This is a genomic window from Streptomyces sp. NPDC051940, assembly GCF_040680895.1.
Lineage (GTDB): Bacteria > Actinomycetota > Actinomycetes > Streptomycetales > Streptomycetaceae > Streptomyces.
Genome location: NZ_JBFAXR010000020.1, coordinates 22,489 through 40,316, shown reverse-complemented (window position 1 = coordinate 40,316; position 17,828 = coordinate 22,489). Strand labels below are relative to the sequence as shown.

General features: G+C 72.7%; 19 protein-coding genes. 13 read left to right on the top strand and 6 right to left on the bottom strand.

Annotation, left to right across the window (positions count from 1 at the left end):
* The first annotated feature begins 36 nt into the window (after positions 1 to 36).
* The 9 genes from AB0M28_RS11200 to AB0M28_RS11160 all read left to right on the top strand — a co-directional run bounded on the left by AB0M28_RS11200 (position 37) and on the right by AB0M28_RS11160 (position 8,610).
* Positions 37 to 1,647: an acyl-CoA carboxylase subunit beta gene (locus tag AB0M28_RS11200; RefSeq protein ID WP_365401341.1), complete on the top strand. Its 1,611-nt coding sequence runs from the start codon at positions 37 to 39 to the stop codon at positions 1,645 to 1,647.
* Positions 1,648 to 1,749: 102 nt separating this feature from the next.
* Positions 1,750 to 2,571: a HipA family kinase gene (locus AB0M28_RS11195; protein ID WP_365401338.1), complete on the top strand. Its 822-nt coding sequence runs from the start codon at positions 1,750 to 1,752 to the stop codon at positions 2,569 to 2,571.
* A complete protein-coding gene (locus tag AB0M28_RS11190) occupies positions 2,568 to 2,981 on the top strand; it encodes a DUF3037 domain-containing protein (RefSeq protein WP_365401335.1) in 414 nt (137 codons plus the stop codon). Before AB0M28_RS11195 ends, AB0M28_RS11190 begins: the two co-directional genes overlap by 4 nt.
* Before the next feature lie 103 nt (positions 2,982 to 3,084).
* On the top strand, positions 3,085 to 3,846 hold the full coding sequence (gene fabG, locus AB0M28_RS11185) for a 3-oxoacyl-ACP reductase FabG (RefSeq protein ID WP_365401332.1): 762 nt from the start codon (positions 3,085 to 3,087) through the stop codon (positions 3,844 to 3,846).
* A gap of 17 nt (positions 3,847 to 3,863) precedes the next feature.
* Positions 3,864 to 4,622 carry an SDR family oxidoreductase gene (locus tag AB0M28_RS11180; protein ID WP_365401329.1) on the top strand — a complete coding sequence of 253 codons (759 nt, stop codon included), beginning with the start codon at positions 3,864 to 3,866 and terminating at the stop codon, positions 4,620 to 4,622.
* 154 nt (positions 4,623 to 4,776) lie between these two features.
* Positions 4,777 to 6,360 (top strand): ABC transporter substrate-binding protein, encoded by a 1,584-nt coding sequence (locus AB0M28_RS11175; RefSeq protein WP_365401326.1) that lies wholly within the window; start codon positions 4,777 to 4,779, stop codon positions 6,358 to 6,360.
* Between the two features lie 90 nt (positions 6,361 to 6,450).
* Positions 6,451 to 7,125: a uracil-DNA glycosylase gene (gene ung, locus AB0M28_RS11170; protein WP_365401465.1), complete on the top strand. Its 675-nt coding sequence runs from the start codon at positions 6,451 to 6,453 to the stop codon at positions 7,123 to 7,125.
* A 39-nt stretch (positions 7,126 to 7,164) separates the two neighbouring features.
* On the top strand, positions 7,165 to 7,989 hold the full coding sequence (locus AB0M28_RS11165; RefSeq protein ID WP_365401323.1) for a methyltransferase domain-containing protein: 825 nt from the start codon (positions 7,165 to 7,167) through the stop codon (positions 7,987 to 7,989).
* Between the two features lie 171 nt (positions 7,990 to 8,160).
* The gene (locus AB0M28_RS11160) at positions 8,161 to 8,610 is read left to right on the top strand and encodes a hypothetical protein (RefSeq protein WP_365401462.1); all 450 of its coding nucleotides are present in this window, start codon (positions 8,161 to 8,163) and stop codon (positions 8,608 to 8,610) included.
* A 19-nt stretch (positions 8,611 to 8,629) separates the two neighbouring features.
* Here the strand turns inward: AB0M28_RS11160 and AB0M28_RS11155 are convergent, their stop codons facing one another.
* Positions 8,630 to 9,040 carry a hypothetical protein gene (locus tag AB0M28_RS11155; RefSeq protein WP_365401320.1) on the bottom strand — a complete coding sequence of 137 codons (411 nt, stop codon included), beginning with the start codon at positions 9,038 to 9,040 and terminating at the stop codon, positions 8,630 to 8,632.
* A 142-nt stretch (positions 9,041 to 9,182) separates the two neighbouring features.
* On the opposite strand from AB0M28_RS11155, the gene AB0M28_RS11150 reads away from it, so the two are divergent.
* Entirely contained in the window at positions 9,183 to 10,109 is a 927-nt protein-coding gene (locus tag AB0M28_RS11150) for a Gfo/Idh/MocA family oxidoreductase (RefSeq protein WP_365401317.1), read from the top strand.
* On the opposite strand, the gene lnt is transcribed toward AB0M28_RS11150, so the two are convergent.
* A complete protein-coding gene (gene lnt, locus AB0M28_RS11145; RefSeq protein ID WP_365401314.1) occupies positions 10,054 to 11,514 on the bottom strand; it encodes an apolipoprotein N-acyltransferase in 1,461 nt (486 codons plus the stop codon). The two genes, AB0M28_RS11150 and lnt, sit on opposite strands and share 56 nt — an antisense overlap.
* Before the next feature lie 276 nt (positions 11,515 to 11,790).
* Between lnt and AB0M28_RS11140 the strand changes: the two genes are divergently transcribed.
* Positions 11,791 to 12,966, top strand: a complete 1,176-nt coding sequence (locus AB0M28_RS11140) for a CapA family protein (RefSeq protein ID WP_365401311.1) — start codon at positions 11,791 to 11,793, stop codon at positions 12,964 to 12,966.
* Between the two features lie 98 nt (positions 12,967 to 13,064).
* Here AB0M28_RS11140 and AB0M28_RS11135 read toward each other — a convergent pair whose 3' ends face one another.
* From AB0M28_RS11135 to AB0M28_RS11125, 3 genes are all read right to left on the bottom strand, one after another.
* Complete coding sequence (locus AB0M28_RS11135; RefSeq protein ID WP_365401308.1) at positions 13,065 to 13,283, bottom strand: EF-hand domain-containing protein; 219 nt, start codon at positions 13,281 to 13,283, stop codon at positions 13,065 to 13,067.
* A 100-nt stretch (positions 13,284 to 13,383) separates the two neighbouring features.
* On the bottom strand, positions 13,384 to 14,259 hold the full coding sequence (locus AB0M28_RS11130) for an undecaprenyl-diphosphate phosphatase (protein ID WP_365401305.1): 876 nt from the start codon (positions 14,257 to 14,259) through the stop codon (positions 13,384 to 13,386).
* A gap of 69 nt (positions 14,260 to 14,328) precedes the next feature.
* A complete protein-coding gene (locus AB0M28_RS11125) occupies positions 14,329 to 15,066 on the bottom strand; it encodes a VTT domain-containing protein (RefSeq protein WP_365401302.1) in 738 nt (245 codons plus the stop codon).
* Between the two features lie 78 nt (positions 15,067 to 15,144).
* Here AB0M28_RS11125 and AB0M28_RS11120 point away from each other — a divergent pair, with 78 nt between their 5' ends.
* Positions 15,145 to 15,852: a DNA alkylation repair protein gene (locus AB0M28_RS11120; RefSeq protein ID WP_365401299.1), complete on the top strand. Its 708-nt coding sequence runs from the start codon at positions 15,145 to 15,147 to the stop codon at positions 15,850 to 15,852.
* 12 nt (positions 15,853 to 15,864) lie between these two features.
* On the opposite strand, the gene AB0M28_RS11115 is transcribed toward AB0M28_RS11120, so the two are convergent.
* Complete coding sequence (locus AB0M28_RS11115; RefSeq protein WP_365401296.1) at positions 15,865 to 16,200, bottom strand: STAS/SEC14 domain-containing protein; 336 nt, start codon at positions 16,198 to 16,200, stop codon at positions 15,865 to 15,867.
* 436 nt (positions 16,201 to 16,636) lie between these two features.
* On the opposite strand from AB0M28_RS11115, the gene tuf reads away from it, so the two are divergent.
* The gene (gene tuf / locus AB0M28_RS11110; RefSeq protein ID WP_365401293.1) at positions 16,637 to 17,806 is read left to right on the top strand and encodes an elongation factor Tu; all 1,170 of its coding nucleotides are present in this window, start codon (positions 16,637 to 16,639) and stop codon (positions 17,804 to 17,806) included.
* Positions 17,807 to 17,828 lie beyond the last annotated feature (22 nt).

The following is a 17,828-nucleotide window of genomic DNA, read 5'->3' as shown; positions in this document are numbered from 1 at the left end:
GGGAACGAATCCGTAGCTCGGGGCTGGAGGTCACTCATGACCTATGCACAGGAGCCCACCGCCACGCGGACGCGGGCGGCTGCTCCCGATGATCTCTCCGACGCGGAGGTCAGGCTCGCCGAACTCGCCTGGATCAAGGACGAGATCGCCGACGGGCCCAGCCCCGAGGCGACGGAGAAACAGCACGCCCGTGGCAAGCTCACCGCCCGTGAGCGCCTGGACCTGCTGCTGGACGACGGCTCCTTCACGGAGGTCGAACCCCTGCGGCGGCACCGGGCGGTCGGGTTCGGGCTGGAGGAGAACAGGCCCTACACGGACGGTGTGATCACCGGCTGGGGCACCGTGCACGGCCGCCCCGTCTTCGTCTACGCACACGACTTCCGGATCTTCGGCGGCGCGCTCGGTGAAGCGCACGCGGAGAAGATCCACAAGGTGATGGACCTGGCGGAAGCGGCCGGCGCACCCCTGGTGGGGCTGTGCGACGGGGCGGGCGCACGGATCCAGGAGGGCGTGAGCGCGCTGGCCGGATACGGCGGCATCTTCTTCCGCAACACGCGGTCGTCGGGGGTCATCCCGCAGATCAGCGTGGTGGTCGGGCCCTGCGCGGGCGGCGCCGCCTACTCGCCCGCGCTCACCGATTTCGTCTTCGTGGTCCGCAACGTGTCCCAGATGTGCATCACGGGGCCCGACGTCGTGGAGGCCGTGACCGGATCGCGCACGACCCTCGAGGAGCTGGGGGGTGCCGACGTCCACGCGCGGAAGACGGGAGTGGCCGGTTTCGCCTACGAGGACGAGGAGAGCTGCTTCGAGGACGTACGGTTCCTGCTGTCCTTGCTGCCGTCGAACAACCGCGAACTCCCGCCCGTGGCACAGACCGACGACCCCGCCGACCGCAGTTGCCCGGAGTTGCGGAACCTGGTCCCGGCCGACCCGCACATGGCGTACGACATGCGGGCGGTCATCGCCGCGGTGGTGGACGAGGGCGACTTCTTCGAAGTTCACGAGGTCTGGGCGGAGAACGTGATCTGCGCGCTGGCGCGGCTTGACGGGCACGTCGTCGGGGTCGTGGCCAACCAGCCGCAGACGCTGGCAGGGGTGCTGGACATCCACGCCGCGGAGAAGGCCGCCCGGTTCGTGACCATCTGTGACGCCTTCAACATCCCCCTGGTGACACTCGTGGACGTACCCGGTTTCCTGCCCGGCGTAGACGAGGAGCACGGAGGCATCATCCGGCACGGCGCCAAGCTGCTCTACGCGTACTGCAACGCCACCGTGCCCCGGGTCTCCGTCGTCCTGCGCAAGGCGTACGGCGGTGCCTACATCGTCATGGACTCGCGGTCGATCGGCACCGACATGGCCTACGCCTGGCCGACGAACGAGATCGCGGTGATGGGGGCCGAAGGCGCGGCGAACATCGTGTTCCGCCGCGAGATCGAGGCGGCCGACGAGCCGGAGGCCGTGCGCGAGCGACTGGTGGAGCGGTACAAGTCGGAGCTGATGCATCCGTACCACGCCGCCGAGCGGGGCCTGATCGACAACGTCATCGACCCCGCCGAGACCCGTACCGTGCTCATCCGGTCGCTGGCCGTGCTCCGGTCGAAGCACGCCGATCTGCCGTCGCGGAAGCACGGCATCCCGCCCTTGTGACGTGATCACCCTCGGTTACTATGCTCACTTCATGCCGGAGGCGGGACGCCCTCCAGAGTCCTCCGCGTATCGCAAGGCTGAAGAGATGGGTGGCCTGGGAAAGTGTTGAATGAGGTCACTGCGACCCGCTACATCACGCCCCTGCGTGAGGGCGGCTCGCTGCCGGGGCTCGTCGAGGCCGACGACCTCGGGACGTACGTCATGAAGTTCACCGGCGCCGGTCAGGGGCGCAAGACCCTCGTCGCCGAGGTGATCTGCGGTGAGCTGGGCCGGCGGCTCGGGCTGCGGGTGCCCGACCTGGCGCTGATGCAGCTCGACCCCGTGATCGGGCTCGCCGAGCCCGACCAGGAGGTGCAGGAGCTGCTCAAGGCCAGCGGGGGGCTCAACCTCGGGATGGACTTCCTGCCCGGCTCCATCGGCTTCGACCCGCTCGCCTACGAGGCCGACCCGGGTGAGGCCGGGCGGATCGTCTGGTTCGACGCGCTGATCAACAACGTCGACCGGTCCTGGCGCAACCCCAACATGCTCGTCTGGCACGGGAAGCTGTGGCTCATCGACCACGGCGCCACCATGATCTGGCACCACAACTGGCCGGGCGCCGACAAGGCGGCCGCCAAGCCGTACGACGCCTCCGACCACGTCCTGTCGTCGTACCGTCCGGAGGTCGCGAAGGCGGCCGCCGAGCTGGCGCCGCGCGTCACCGAGGAGCTGCTCACCGAGGTGACGTCCCTCGTCCCCGACGCATGGCTGGCCGACGAGCCCGGCTTCGCCTCGCCCGGCGAGCTGCGCCGCGCGTACGTCCGTACGCTGCTGGCCCGCGCGGACATCGGCGAGCGGATCACCCTCGGCGCGCGCACCCCCGACCGTCCGTCGCAGGTGCCCGGCTGGCTGGCCGCCGAGCTGCCGAAGAGGAGCGCGAAGTGAGCAAGCGCGAGGTCTTCGAGTACGCGCTGGTGCGCGTCGTCCCCCGGGTCGAGCGCGGGGAGCAGATCAACGCCGGTGTCGTCGTGTACTGCCGGGCCCGGTCGTTCGTCGCCGCCGCCACCGACCTGGACGTCGAGCGGCTGCTGGCGCTGGACCCCGCGGCGGACGTCGCCGGGGTGCGCGCCGCCCTGCACGCGGTGGAGAGCGTGTGCTGCGGGGGAGCGGCCGCCGGGCAGGCCGGCGGCGACGACGCCGGCCGCCGGTTCCGCTGGCTCATCGCGCCGCGCTCCACCGTCGTACAGCCCGGACCGGTGCACACCGGACTGACCGAGGACCCGGCCGCGGAGACGGAGAGGCTGCTGGATCTCCTCGTACGGCGGCCCGTCGCGCGGGCCGCGGGTGACGGGTGAGCAAGGCAACCGTTGACAGGGGGCGGGACGGACTTCTAGCGTCACGTCTGCGGAACCTACTAAGCGGTTGCTCATCGGATTCCAGGGCGAGGAGAACACGAGGATGACCACCACGGAACAGCGAGTCGCGATCGTCACCGGAGCCGCCCGCGGCATCGGCGCCGCGACCGCGGTCCGGCTGGCCGAGGAGGGCCGCGCCGTCGCGGTCATCGACCTCGACGAGTCGGCGTGCAAGGACACCGTCGAGAAGATCACCGCGGCGGGCGGCAGGGCCATCGCCGTCGGTTGCGACGTCTCCGACGCCGAGCAGGTCGAGGCCGCCGTCGCCCGTATCGCCGAGGAGCTGGGCGCGCCGGTGATCCTGGTGAACAACGCCGGCGTGATCCGCGACAACCTGCTCTTCAAGATGTCCGAGGGCGACTGGGACATGGTCATGAACGTGCACCTCAAGGGCTCGTTCCTGATGACCCGCGCGGTGCAGAAGCACATGGTCGACGCGGGCTTCGGCCGGGTCGTCAACCTCTCCTCGTCCTCCGCCCTCGGCAACCGCGGCCAGGTCAACTACTCCGCCGCCAAGGCCGGCCTGCAGGGCTTCACCAAGACCCTGGCCCTGGAGCTGGGCAAGTTCGGCATCACCGCCAACTCCGTCGCCCCCGGCTTCATTGCCACCGAGATGACCGCGCAGACCGCGGCCCGGATCGGCATGGACTTCGAGGACTTCAAGAAGGCCGCCGCCGACGGCATCCCGGTCAAGCGCGTCGGGCAGCCGGAGGACATCGCCAACGCCATCGCCTTCTTCACCGGCGAGGCGGCCGGCTTCGTCTCCGGCCAGGTCATGTACGTGGCCGGCGGACCGCTCAACTGACGGGGGGACGACACCACATGACCGCCAACGACAGCGGACGGGTCGCCCTCATCACGGGCGCCAGCCGCGGCATCGGCTACGGCATCGCCGAGGCGTTCGTCGCCCGCGGCGACCGGGTCGTCATCACCGGCCGGGGCGAGGACGCGCTGAAGGAGGCCGTCGAGAGGCTCGGCGGCCCCGACCGCGCCCTCGGCATCGCCGGCAAGGCCCACGACGAGGCCCACCAGGCGGCCGCGGTCGCGCAGGCCATGGAGACCTTCGGCCGCATCGACCACCTGGTCAACAACGCGGGCACCAACCCGGTCTTCGGCCCCATCGCCGACATCGACCTGAACGTGGCCCGCAAGGTCTTCGAGACCAACGTCGTCTCCGCGCTGGGCTTCGCCCAGCAGGTGTGGAAGGCGTGGCAGTCCCAGCACGGCGGCACGATCGTCAACGTGGCCTCCGTCGCGGGCCTGAACGCCTCGCCCTTCGTCGGCCCGTACGGCATCAGCAAGGCCGCGATGATCAACCTGACGCTGCAGCTGGCGCACGAGTTCGCCCCGATCGTCCGGGTGAACGCCATCGCGCCGGCCGTCGTCAAGACGAAGTTCGCCACCGCCCTGTACGAGGGCCGCGAGGAGCAGGTCACCGCCCAGTACCCGCTGGGCCGGCTCGGTGTCCCGGAGGACGTCGCCGGCGCGGCGGCCTTCCTCACCTCCGACCAGTCCGCCTGGATCACCGGCCAGACGCTGGTCGTGGACGGCGGCATCTTCCTCAACGCGAGCGTGGGGTAGGGGAGTCGGGCCGTTGCGCGAGCGGCCCCGTTCCGCGAGCGTCGTACGCCCGTGGAGCGGGGCCGCCGCGTCGTTGACCTGGACATGTTGCGGGAGCCGGAGGGTGCGGTAGGGTCTGCGGCCAATGTCGGGCGGCGGTTTGGGGAGCGAACGCGTGTTCAGTCGGGCAAGACCTCGCACACTGGTGGCGGCGACGGCCCTGACCTTCTTGGTCGGGGGCTGCGGCGTACTCACGCCGGGGGGCGGTGACGACGACCGGCACATATCGGTGGGGACCACGAGCGCGCCCAGCACGCTCGACCCGGCGAACGCCTGGGACGGTTCGTGGGAGTTGTACAAGAACGTCTACCAGACGCTGCTGCACTTCCCCAGCGGCACCACGGAGCCCGAACCCGACGCGGCCCGGACCTGCGGCTTCGAGGACTCCAAGAGCAAGGTCTACTCCTGCACCCTGCGCCCGGGCCTCGAGTTCTCCAACGGCCACGAGCTGGACGCCGACGCCGTCAAGCACTCCATCGACCGGGTACGGAAGATCAAGGCGCCCGTCGGCCCGGCGCCGCTGCTGGCCAACCTCAAGAAGGTGGAGGTGACGGGGAAGGACAAGATCACCTTCCGCCTGGACGAACCGGACAGCACCTTCCCGTTCATCCTCGCCACCCCGGCCGCCTCCATCGTCGACCCGGCCGAGTACCCGGCCGGTGAACTGCGCGACGACGCGGACGGCCTCGTCGGCTCCGGCCCCTACGTCCTCGAGGACTACGAGCCGGGCGAACGGGCGGAGCTGCGGGCCAACCCGTCGTACGGGGGCGACGCGGAGCTGCGCAACGACTCAGTGACCATCAGGTACTACGCGTCCTCCGAGAAGATGATGGCGGAGCTGAAGGACGACCGGATCGACCTGACCTTCCGCGGCATGACCGCCGGGCAGATCACCGAGTTCCACGACAACGGCGGCGTCGTGGGCGGTCTCAAGCTCACCCAGGTGGTCGGCGCGGAGATCAACTACCTGGTCTTCAACCCGGGCCACGACGGTGTCGGCGAACCCGCGGTGCGCCAGGCGATCGCGCAGCTCGTGGACCGTGACGAGCTGGTGCACCGGGTGTACGACCGGACGTCGGAACCGCTGTACTCGATGGTCCCGAGCGGGATCGCGTCGCACTCCACCCCGTACTACGACCTGTACGGGAAGCCGGACCCCCGCAAGGCCCGGCAGCTGCTTCAGGACGCCGGGATCGCCACCCCGGTGCCGCTCACCTTCTGGTACACGACGGACCGGTACGGGGCGGCCACCGCCGACCAGTTCAAGGAGCTCAAACGCCAGCTGGACGAGTCGGGCCTGTTCCGGATCACGCTCGAGGGGCGTCCTTGGGAGGAGTACCAGGAGGGCTACAAGAAGGGCGAGTACCCGGTGTTCGGCCGCGGCTGGTTCCCCGACTTCCCGGACGCCGACAACTACATCGCCCCGTTCGTCGGCGCGGAGAACGCCGTCGGCACCCCGTACGAGGCGAAGCGGATCACCGGGGACCTGCTGCCGCGCTCGCGCACGGAGGCCGACCGGGCCCGCACGCTGCGGTACTTCATCGAGGCCCAGAAGATCCTCGCCCGGGACGTGCGGCTGCTTCCGCTGTGGCAGGGGCGGCTGTACGTGGCCGGCTCCGAGGACGTCGGCGGCATCGAGTCGAGCCTCGACCCGTCCACCATCATGCTCATGTCCGAGCTGCACAAACTGGACTGGTGACCGGGCTGTCAGTGGGCAGGGGTACGGTCGTGGCTGTCGTCAGATGACTTGCACCGGAAGGAACTTCACGTGGACGCAGCCGTGACCGAGATGCTGCCCCCGTCCTGGCGGGGTGTGCTCGGTGAGGAGCTCCAGCAGCAGTACTTCAAGGAACTCACCGAGTTCGTCGAGGAGGAGCGGGCCAACGGCCCGGTGTACCCCCCTCGCGACGAGGTGTTCGCCGCGCTGGACGCCACCCCCTTCGACCAGGTGAAGGTCCTCATCCTGGGCCAGGACCCGTATCACGGCGAGGGCCAGGGCCACGGTCTGTGCTTCTCGGTGCGGCCGGGCGTGCGGATCCCGCCGTCCCTGCGCAACATCTACAAGGAACTGCACGCCGAGAAGGGACTGCCCGTCCCGGACAACGGCTATCTGATGCCGTGGGCCCAGCAGGGCGTGCTCCTGCTGAACGCGGTCCTCACCGTGCGCGCCGGCGAGGCCAACTCGCACAAGGACCGCGGCTGGGAGCACTTCACGGACGCCGTGATCAAGGCCGTCGCCGAGCGCGAGGACCCGGCGGTGTTCGTGCTGTGGGGGGCGTACGCGCGCAAGAAGAAGCGGCTGATCGACACCGAGCGGCATGTGGTGGTCGAGGGCGCGCACCCCTCGCCGCTGTCGGCGAAGAAGTTCTTCGGCTCGCGCCCCTTCAGCCAGATCGACGAGGCGATCGCGGCCCAGGGCCACGAGCCGATCGACTGGCGCATCCCGGACCTGGGCGCGAGGTAATCCGTTGATCGGTCGTGCGCGGTCCGGCAGGATCCGCGCATGACCGACACGGACGCGCCACCCCACGGCTTCGACCCGGAGATCCTCGCCTACTACGAGAAGGGCAGGGAGAACGGCCGGCTGCGCGCGTCGGAGAACGCCTCCAACCGGCTGGAGTTCTGGCGTACCCAGGACGTGCTGCGGCGGCGGCTGCCCGCACCGCCCGGCCGCGTCCTGGACGTGGGCGGCGGTTCCGGGGTGCACGCCGAGTGGCTGGCGGCCGACGGGTACGCGGTGGAGCTGGTCGACCCCGTGCCGCTGCATGTCGCCCAGGCTTCCGCGCTGCCCGGGGTCGCCGCGCGGGTCGGTGACGCGCGCGACCTCGACTGCGCCGACGGCGTGTACGACGCCGTGCTCGTGCTCGGCCCGCTCTACCACCTGCCCGAGCGGGCCGACCGGCTGCGGGCGCTGCGCGAGGCGGCCCGCGCGGTGCGCCCCGGCGGGGTGATCGCGGCCGCCGCGATCAGCCGGTACGCGGGGGTGAACGACACCCTGCGGGAGGGGCGTTACTTCGAGGCCGAGGTGCGGGAGCGGATGGACCCCGCGCTCGTGGACGGCCGGCTCGGCGACGAGGGGCAGCGGCTGTTCACCACGGCGTACTTCCACGACCCGGCGGAGATCGCCGGCGAGTTCCACGAGGCGGGGCTGACGGACGTCGTCAGCCACGGTCTGGAGGGGACGGCCTGGCTGATGCCGGGGATGAACGGGCATCTGGACGACCCGGAGCGCCGGGCCCGGGTGCTGGACCTGCTGCGCCGGCTGGAGTCGGCGCCGTCCCTGATCGGGGCGAGCGGGCACATCCTGACGACGGCGGTCCGGGGCTGAGGGCGCGCGCAGCCGTTCGCCGGTCCGGTATGCCGAGGACGTGCCCGTACGCCGGGCGCCGGACACCGTCCGCCAGCCTCACCGACTTCGCCGCTCCCGCCGGTTAGCGTCGTCGCGTACACCTGACGCAGCCGCAGCACCCGGGAGCCCGCGTTGGCCGAGGACGCCGTGATGACGAGGATCGGCCAAGCCGTGATGCTCCACCGCGGCGGCGACCGCGAGGAGGCCCGGCTGCGGCTCTTCGCGCTCTGGGCGGAGCTGGGCGCCGACGCCGGCCCCCTGCACCGCTGCACGCTCGCCCACTTCCTCGCCGACACCCAGGAGGACGCGGAGGACCGGCTGGCCTGGGACCTGCGCGCCCTGCAGGCCGCCGACAGCGCGGCCCGGGACGCCGTACCGGAGGGCCCCGAGGACCGCGCCGTCCGCGCCTTCTACCCCTCGCTCCACCTCAGCCTCGCCGCGGACCACATCCGCCTGCGCCGCCCGGAGCGGGCCCGCCGCGAACTGGACCGGGCGCGTGAGCGGGCCGCCGCGCTGACCGACGACGCCTACGGCCGCGCGGTGCACGCCGCGATCGCCCGACTCGACGGCAGCCTGAGCGGCGCGCCCGAGCGGCCCTGAGCGGGTGCCGGGAGGGCGGTCAGTTCCCGTACCTGTCGCAGAGCTTCGCCTGGCTGCTGTCCGGCTCCCAGCGGCCGTACTCCTTGCCCAGCGCGCACAGCCGCGCCAGCGTCGACTCCGGTGCGGGCTCCGGCCGCGACCTGGGCGACTCCCGGGGCGAGGGCGGCACCGGGGGAGCGGAGCCGGGAGCCGCGGACGGGCGCCGGATCCCGTCGGACGCGGGGCGGGCACCCCGCGGCAGGGCCTCGGTCGTGGCCAGGGTCTCGCGGGCCGGCGGCTCCACGACCTGCGGCGCGGGCCGCAGCCCCACACTCGGCTGCGGTACGGCGGCGGGCCCCGCCCCGTCGGAAGGGGCCGCGCCCCCGCCGCAGCCGCCCGCCGCGGCGGCGGCCAGGGCCAGGAACAGGGTCACGGTGCGCTTCGCCGGCATCCGCCAACTCTCCCGGCCCCGCGCGGCGTTGGGAACTCCCCGCAGGAGTGACGCCAAGGGCGCCGCGGCGACCCCGTAAGCTCGTGCGGATCAGGCGGACGGAAGCTCGTGCGGATCAGGCGGACGGACAGGAGACCTCACCATGGGACACGGCGGCGCACCGCTCCGGGCGGGCGTGATCGGGCTCGGCGACATCGCCGAGAAGGCGTACCTCCCGGTGCTCGGCGCCCAGCCCGGGCTGGAGCTGCATCTGCAGACCCGCACCCCGGCCACCCTGCACCGCGTCGCCGACGCCCTCCGGCTGCCCGGCGCTCAGCGGCACGCCGACCTCGACTCGCTGCTGGCCGCCGGCCTGGACGTGGCGTTCGTCCACGCCCCCACCGCCGTGCACGAGGAGATCACCACCCGGCTGATCGAGGCGGGTGTCCCGGTGTACGTCGACAAGCCGATCGCGTACGACCTGGCCGCCTGCGAGCGCGTGGTCCGCCTGGCCGACGAGCGCCGCGTCAGCCTCGCCGTCGGCTTCAACCGCCGCTACGCGCCGTCGTACGCCCAGTGCCTGGAGCACCCGCGCGAGCTGATCCTGATGCAGAAGAACCGGGTGGGTCTGCCCGAGGACCCGCGCACGATGGTCTACGACGACTTCATCCACGTCGTCGACACCCTGCGCTTCCTCGCCCCGGGCACCGCCGACCACATCGACGTCCGCGCCCGGGTCCGCGACGGCCGGATGCACCACGTGGTGCTGCAGCTGTCCGGGGACGGCTTCACCGCGATCGGCGTGATGAACCGGCTCTCCGGCTCCACGGAGGAGATCCTCGAGCTGTCCGGCCAGGACACCAAGCGCGAGGTGCGCAACATCGCCGAGGTGATCGACCACAAGGGCCAGCCGAGCGTGCGCCGCCGCGGCGACTGGGTCCCCGTCGCCCGTCAGCGCGGCATCGAGCAGGCGGTGCTGGCGTTCCTGGACGCGGTACGGGCGGGCAAGTTCCTGAGCGCGCACGACGCGCTGCTCACTCACGAGCTGTGTGAGCGAGTGGTACACGCGGCGATCGATCAGTCCGCCTGAACACCTCCGCCGCCCCGTACAGCGCGAGGGCGGCGAGCGCCGCGTACACAGCCCAGTCCCCGAACCGGACGTACAGCGTCGTCCCTCCGGCCAGCGGGACGTCGTACACCCGCGCCGTGCTCGCGTCCGTGCCCAGCCTCGGGCCGGCCGGCGATCCGTCCGGTCCGTACACGGCGCTCACTCCGGTGAGCGTGGCGTGCAGCGCCGGGCGGCCGGTCTCCGCCGCGCGCAGGGCGGCCAGCGAGGCGTGCTGGCCGGGGGCCCAGCTGCGCTGGAAGGTGGAGGTCGACGACTGGGCGATCAGCACGTCCGCGCCGTCGCGGACCAGACGCCGGCTCATGTCGGGGAACGCCGACTCGAAGCAGACCAGCGGCCCGACCCGGACGCCCGAGTCCAGCGGGAGCAGCACCTGGGCCGCCCCGCGCCGCCGGTCCTCGCCGGCCGCGCGGCCGACGGAGGTCGCCCAGCCCAGGGCGTCGCGCAGCGGGATGTACTCGCCGAAGGGCACCAGGCGCATCTTGTCGTACCGGCCGAGCACCTGGCCGTCCGGGCCGACGAGCACCGAGCTCTTGTAGATCCCGGGCTTGTCCGAGCGCCGGGCGTCCACGTTCACCAGGATCTCGGCGCCCGTCTGCCGGGACAGGGCGGCCAGCCGCCGGGTGAAGTCGGGCCGGCCGGCCAGATCCGCGCCGACGCTGCTCTCGCCCCACACCACCAGGTCGAGCCCGCCCGCCGGCAGGCTCCGGGTCAGTTCCTCGCCGCGGTCGAAGCGGGCCTCGTACCCGTCGATCACGCCGGGCTGCACCACGGCGATCCGCAGGCTGCCGCGCGCGTCGGGCCGCGGCGCCCAGAGCCACACCGCACAGACGGCGAGGCTCGCCGCCACCAGCGAGGCGGCAGCGGTCGTACGCGCCGGGGGCGTCGTCACCAGCAGCGCCACGGCGGCGTTGGCGGCCACCACGAGCAGGCCCACCAGCCACACGCCGCCGACCGAGGCCACCCGCAGCATCGCGGGTACCTGCCACTGGCTCGCGCCCATCAGCCCCCACGGGCCGCCGAGGTACTCCCACGACCGCACCAGCTCGATCGCCGCCCACCCGGCCGGCACCACCAGCAGGACGGCTCCCGGCCCGCGCCGGAACGCGTGGCGGACCAGCAGACCCCACGGCGCCCACAGCGCGCCCAGCAGGGCGGCGATGACCAGCGTGAACACATGCAGGTTGGGGATCAGCCAGTGGTGCATCGCCGTCATGAAGCCGATGCCGCCGAGCCAGCCCTCCAGCAGGGCCCGCCGGCCGTCCGGCGCCGTCCGCAGGAGCAGCAGCCAGGGCACCAGGGCGACGTAGGCGAACCACCACCAGGCGGGCGCGGGGAAGGCCAGCGCGGGCAGCGCGCCCGCCGCCACCGCGCCGGCGCTCCGGCCCCAGGACGCTCCGCTCCGTTCCGCTGCGCGACGTTCCGCCGGACGCCCCGGCCGGTCCGCTCGTCCGGCTGGGAGCCTGGGGGTCAGCCCCCGGAGAATTGCGGCGATCACATGTCCAGTCTCGGTCACACATCCAGCCCACGCCCAGAGGGCGAACGGTGGGTCTGCCTCCCGTTCGGCGCAATCGCCCGCCTCAGCGGATGCGGGGGCCCCGTCCGGGGTCGACCCTGTGCGGGACCGGGACGTACGGAGGCGGGCATGGCGCGGGGCAGTGCGGGTGACAGGCGGCGGGTGCCGCGCGGCAGGGGCGGGGCGGACCGTCGCACCCTCGCCAGGGCCGCGGCCTCGGCCGGGGCCGTGGCGGCAGGCATCGCCCTGTGCGCGGCGGCGGGCGGCACACCCGCGCCCGCACGCGTGCAGCCGCCCGCGGACCCCCGGCCGCAGGGGCGGGCGTTCACACTGCTGGCGACCGGTGACGTCATCCCGTATCCGTCGATCATCGATCAGGCGCGGGCGGACGGCGGGGGAGCGGCGTACGACTTCGGGCCGATCTTCGCCGGCGTGCGGGACATGGTGGCGGGCGCCGATCTGGCGCTGTGCCATGTCGAGACGCCCTTCGGCGAGCCCGACGGGCCCTTCACCGGCTACCCCGTCTTCTCCTCGCCGCCCCAACTCGCCGCCGCCCTGAGCGACGTGGGCTACGACAGCTGCTCCACCGCCTCCAACCACGCGCTCGACGGCGGCACCGAGGGCGTACACCGCACCCTCGAGGCGCTGGACGAGGCGGGGGTGGCGCACGCCGGCTCCGGGCGCACCCGGGGCGAGTCCGGGCGGCCGGCGCTGCTGCGGGCGGGCGGTGCGACGGTGGCGCAGCTGTCGTACGCGTCCTTCACCAACATCGAGGGACCGGCACAGGCGGTGAACCTGCTCGACGCGCGCCGGGTGATCGCGGACGCCCGTGCCGCGCGGCGGGCGGGCGCCGACATCGTCGTGGTGAGCGTGCACTGGGGCACGGAGTGGCAGCAGGAGCCGGACGGGGCCCAGCTGCGGCTGGCGGACCGGCTCACCGGCTCCCGTACGGCCGGCCGCAAGGACATCGACCTGGTCGTCGGCACGCACAACCACGTCGCGCAGCCGTACGAGAAGGTCAACGGCACCTGGGTGGTCTACGGTCTGGGCGACCAGGTCGCCAGCTTCGTGCCCGGGCTGTACCGGGGCAACGAGGGGTCGGCGGCGCGGTTCACCTTCGCGCCGCGGGCGGGCGGCTGGACGGTGGTGAAGGCGGAGTTCCTGGCCCAGCACTCCGACACGGGCCCGCCGTTCCGGCTGCTCCCCGCGACGCCCGGCTCCGCGCCCGAGGTGTACGGGCGGGTGGCGGAGGCGGTCCTCAGCCGCGGGGCGGGCGCGGACGGGCTGCGGGAGGGGGCCGGCTGACGTCCGGCGCGAGCAGTCGCAAGACGTGCGGCGGCAGCGAGCGGGACGGCCTCCGGCGGGAGGAGCCGGAGGACCTCCGGCTCACACCGCGGCGGGCGTCACTGCGCCCGGTTGTACACCTCGAGGAACTCGTCGAAGGACAGCAGGCCGTCCGCGTTGCGGTCCTTGTCCTTGAGCACGGCCTCGGCCATGCCGACGGTGTACATGTGGTCGCCCAGGGCCGACATCGCCTGCTTGAACTCGTCGGCGGTGACGAACCCGTCCCCGTTCAGGTCGTACTTGGCGAACGCCTGACGTGCGCCATCGACATCGGTCACTGCTGTGTTCCCCTCGCTGTGCGGAGTGCTTCTTCGACCCCAACCCTAGGGCACCGGTGTGATGAGCCCACCAGTGCCCCGGGGTCCCCGTCGCGGGCGGTCAGTGGGCGGGCTCGCCCGCCGTGGGCTCCAGGGCGCCGAAGGCGACCAGGGCGAAGATCAGCAGGCCCAGCAGGACGCGGTAGACCACGAACGGCATGAAGGACCGGGTCGTGATGAAGCGCATCAGCCACGCGATGACGGCGTAACCGACGAAGAAGGCGATGACCGTCCCGAGGACGATCGGGCCCCACTCGATGTGCGGCTGGTCCGCGACCTTCTTCAGCTCGAACAGGCCCGACGCCAGCACCGCCGGGATCGCGAGCAGGAACGAGTAACGGGCCGCCGCCTCACGGTTGTAGCCCAGGAACAGACCGCCCGTGATCGTGGCGCCGGAGCGCGAGACGCCCGGGATCAGCGCCAGCGCCTGCGCGCCGCCGAAGAGCAGCCCGTCACGGGTGTTCAGGTCGGTGAGTGCCTTGCGCTGCGTGGGCGCCCGGTGCCGGCCGCCGGTCGCGTCGCGCGACGCGCGCCGGTCGGCGAAGCCGAGGAGCAGGCCCATCACGATGAGGGTGGTCGCGGTCAGCCGCAGATCGCGGAACGGACCCTCGATGGAGTCCTGGAACACCAGCCCCAGCACGCCGATCGGGATCGAGCCGACGATGATCAGCCAGCCCATCCGGGCGTCGTGGTCGGAGCGCATCGCCTTGTCGGTGAGCGACCGCGCCCACGCCGAGACGATCCGCACGATGTCCTTGCGGAAGTACAGCAGCACCGCCGTCTCGGTGCCGATCTGGCTGATGGCGGTGAACGCCGCCCCGGGGTCCTCCCACCCGGCGAACGCCGCCGTGAGCCGAAGGTGCGCACTGGAGGAGATCGGGAGGAATTCCGTGAGCCCCTGGACGAGCCCGAGGATCACTGATTCGAACCAGGTCATGAGGAGGCGCTTCAGTCCTTCGGCATAGGCGTCCCCGTCGCTCGGCGCTGGGGAGGGTCGCAGATGATGTTAAGCCCCTGCCGGAAGGGCGCCTTCCCCCGGGTCCGCCGGGGCCGCTCCCGGTTCCACCGGGCTCCCGGCCGACCTGTTGCGCCGCCGCCACCACGCCAGTCCCGCCCCGCCGCCGGCGCTCGCCACCAGCAGCGCCACCGCCGCCCAGAACGCCGCCGAGCCCGGCTCGGACGCGGCGCTGCCCGCCAGGACGTACGCGGCGGTGTTCGGCACGCAGCCCACCGCCGTTGCCAGCAGGAACGGCAGCCAGCCCGTGCGGGAGACGGCCGCGCAGTAGTTCACCGCGGCGAACGGCACCCCGGGGAACACCCGCGCCGCCAGCACCGACCGGAAGCCGTGCCGGCTGAGCTGCCGGTCCGCCGCCGTCAGCAGCCGCCCGCGCACCAGCCACGGCCGCAGCGCCCCGCGCCCGAGCCCGCGGCCCAGGCCGAAGGCGATACCCGCGCCGAGGACCGTCCCGGCGACGGCCGCCGCCAGCCCGGCCTGCATGCCGAGGAGCGCGCCGGACGCCAGATTGAGCAGCGGACGCGGTACGAAAGCGGCCGTGCACAGCCCGTACAGCAGGCCGAACAGCGCCACCGCGCTCCCGCCGGCCAGCTCGAACGGCCATCCGGCCGCGAGCAGGTCCTGCGGCTGGTAGACCACCGCCGCGCTCGCCGCGCCCCCGAGCAGCGCGACGAGCAGCGCCAGCCTCGCGCGCGGCGAGACCAGGGCGGAGGTGGCGGCGGTCAGCATTGGGGGAGCGTAACCGACACCATGGCGCGAGCACCGTGACGTGGGGCTCATCCGGTACACAACCGCTACGGTGCGCCCATGGCCGCGCCCCGCCCCACGCCCCCCGCCAGCGCCCTCGCCGACACCGTGCTGGACCGTCTGACCTCGGTGTATCCCACCGCCGCCGATCCGGCGAAGGCCGCGGGGATGGAGGCGTACCTCAAGGGTGTCTGCCCGTTCCTCGGCATCCCGTCACCGCGGCGGCGCGAGCTGTCCCGGGCGGTGCTGGACGGCACGCCCCGCCCGGACGAGGCGGACGCCACGGCGATCGCGCTGCGGTGCTGGGAGCTGCCCGAGCGCGAGTACCACTACTTCGCCGCCGACTACCTGCGCCGCCACGTCAAGCGCCTGAGCTCGGGCTTCCTCCCCACGGCCCGCCATCTCATCCGGACGCGCTCCTGGTGGGACACCGTGGACGCGCTCGCGGCGCACGTCGTCGGCGGGCTCGTCGCCGCGGACCCGAAGCTCGCGGCCGAGATGGACCGCTGGATCGGCGACCCCGACCTGTGGGTCGCCCGCACCGCCCTGCTGCACCAGCTGCGCTACAAGGAGGCGACGGACGCCGACCGGCTCTTCGGCTACTGCCTGCGCCAGTCGGGCCACCGCGACTTCTTCATCCGCAAGGCCATCGGCTGGTGTCTGCGGGAGTACGCCAAGACCGCGCCGGACGCGGTGGCCGCGTTCGTCGCCGGCCACCGGGATGAGCTGTCGCCGCTGTCGGTACGGGAGGCGCTGAAGAACCTGTGACGCCCCCCGGCGTCAGCCCGCCACCCAGGCGGTCGCCTCGGCGCGCTCGGCGAGCGGGAAGGTCTTGAGCTCGCCCGGCGTCATCCAGCCGAAGAGGTGCGTGACGCGGACCATCCACTCCACGTCCGTCACCAGCGCCACCCGCTTCCAGGCCCGCAGATGCTCCACGCCGACCTTGAGGTCCTGCCAGAGCGCGCCCGCGGACATCCCGTCGAAGTCCGGTACGACGAGCAGGAACCGCACCTCGCCGGACTTCGCGGCCTCGACCAGCGCGGGCAGCACCACGTCGCGGTAGTCCTCGGCGGAGAGCTTCCCGGACGCCTCGAAGCCGACGACTCCCGCGGGCATGTCATCGAGGGTGGTGATCACGGCAGCCTCCGGTTCTCCGGTACGTCGAGGTCGCGGGCCGGGACAGGTCACCGGCCCGCTCCTCGAGCCTGCCCGCGCGGCGGGTGGGCGACCACAGGGGGTGGGCCGTACAGGTGAGGCCGCGTCGAACGCCTTCGCCGCAGGCGAGAGCCAGGGCCGGGAATGGCCGCGCGGGGAAAACCGTTGGACGTGGCGACCCCAACTGTCCGAGGATCCTCACATGTTCCGGCACGCCTTCCACGCAGCTCTGTCCGCAGTCGCGGACGCGCTGAAGGCTGCCCTGGACTTCTTCTTCGCAGCAGCCGCAGACGGCGCCCGAAGCTGACCCTTCCCGGATTCGTCCGCGGACCCCGCTGGGGGAGGGTCGGCGGGACCACGGGGTCCGCGTATCCACTGCGATCCGCGAGGAAGCATCATGGCCAAGCAGGCCTACGTCCGCACGAAACCGCATCTCAACATCGGCACCATGGGTCACGTCGACCACGGGAAGACGACCCTGACCGCCGCCATCACCAAGGTCCTGGCCGACCGCGGCGCCGGCACCTTCGTCCCGTTCGACCGCATCGACCGGGCGCCGGAGGAGCGCGACCGCGGGATCACCATCAACATCGCGCACGTCGAGTACGAGACGGACACCCGGCACTACGCGCACGTGGACATGCCGGGGCACGCCGACTTCATCAAGAACATGGTGACCGGCGCCGCCCAGCTCGACGGGGCGATCCTGGTGGTCTCCGCCACCGACGGGATCATGCCGCAGACCGCGGAGCACGTCCTGCTCGCCAAGCAGGTCGGCGTGGAGCACATCGTCGTCGCGCTGAACAAGGCCGACGCCGGCGACCCCGAGCTGACCGACCTGGTGGAGCTGGAGGTCCGCGAGCTGCTGACCGCCCACGGCTACCCGGGCGACCGGGTTCCGGTGGTCCGCGTCTCCGGGCTGCTGGCGCTGCAGGGCGACCCGCGGTGGACGGGGGCGGTCGAGGCGCTGCTGGACGCCGTCGACACCTATGTGCCGATGCCGGTGCGCTACCTCGACGCCCCGTTCCTGATGCCGGTGGAGAACACGCTCACCATCACCGGCCGCGGCACCGTCGTCACGGGCGCCGTCGAGCGCGGCACCGTCCGCGTCGGCGACCGCGTCGAGGTGCTGGGCGCCGGGGTGGAGACGGTCGTCACCGGCCTGGAGACCTTCGGCAAGCCGATGGAGTCCGCCGAGGCGGGCGACAACGTGGCGCTCCTGCTGCGCGGCGTCGCCCGCGACGCGGTGCGCCGCGGCCACGTGGTGGCCGCGCCGGGCAGCGTCGTCCCGGCGCGGCGCTTCACGGCGGAGGTCTACATCCTCTCGGCCGGCGAGGGGGGCCGCCGTACGGCGATCGCCAGCGGCTACCGGCCGCAGTTCTACCTCAGGACCGCGGACGTCGTCGGCGACGTCGACCTCGGCGAGGGCGGCGTCGCGCTGCCCGGCGACCGGGTCACGATGACGGTCGAGCTGGGCCGTGACACGCCGCTCGAGCCGGGCCTCGGCTTCGCGATCCGCGAGGGCGGGCGCACGGTCGGCGCGGGCACGGTCACCGCCGTCGGGTAGGGCGCGTACAGGAGGCGTCCGG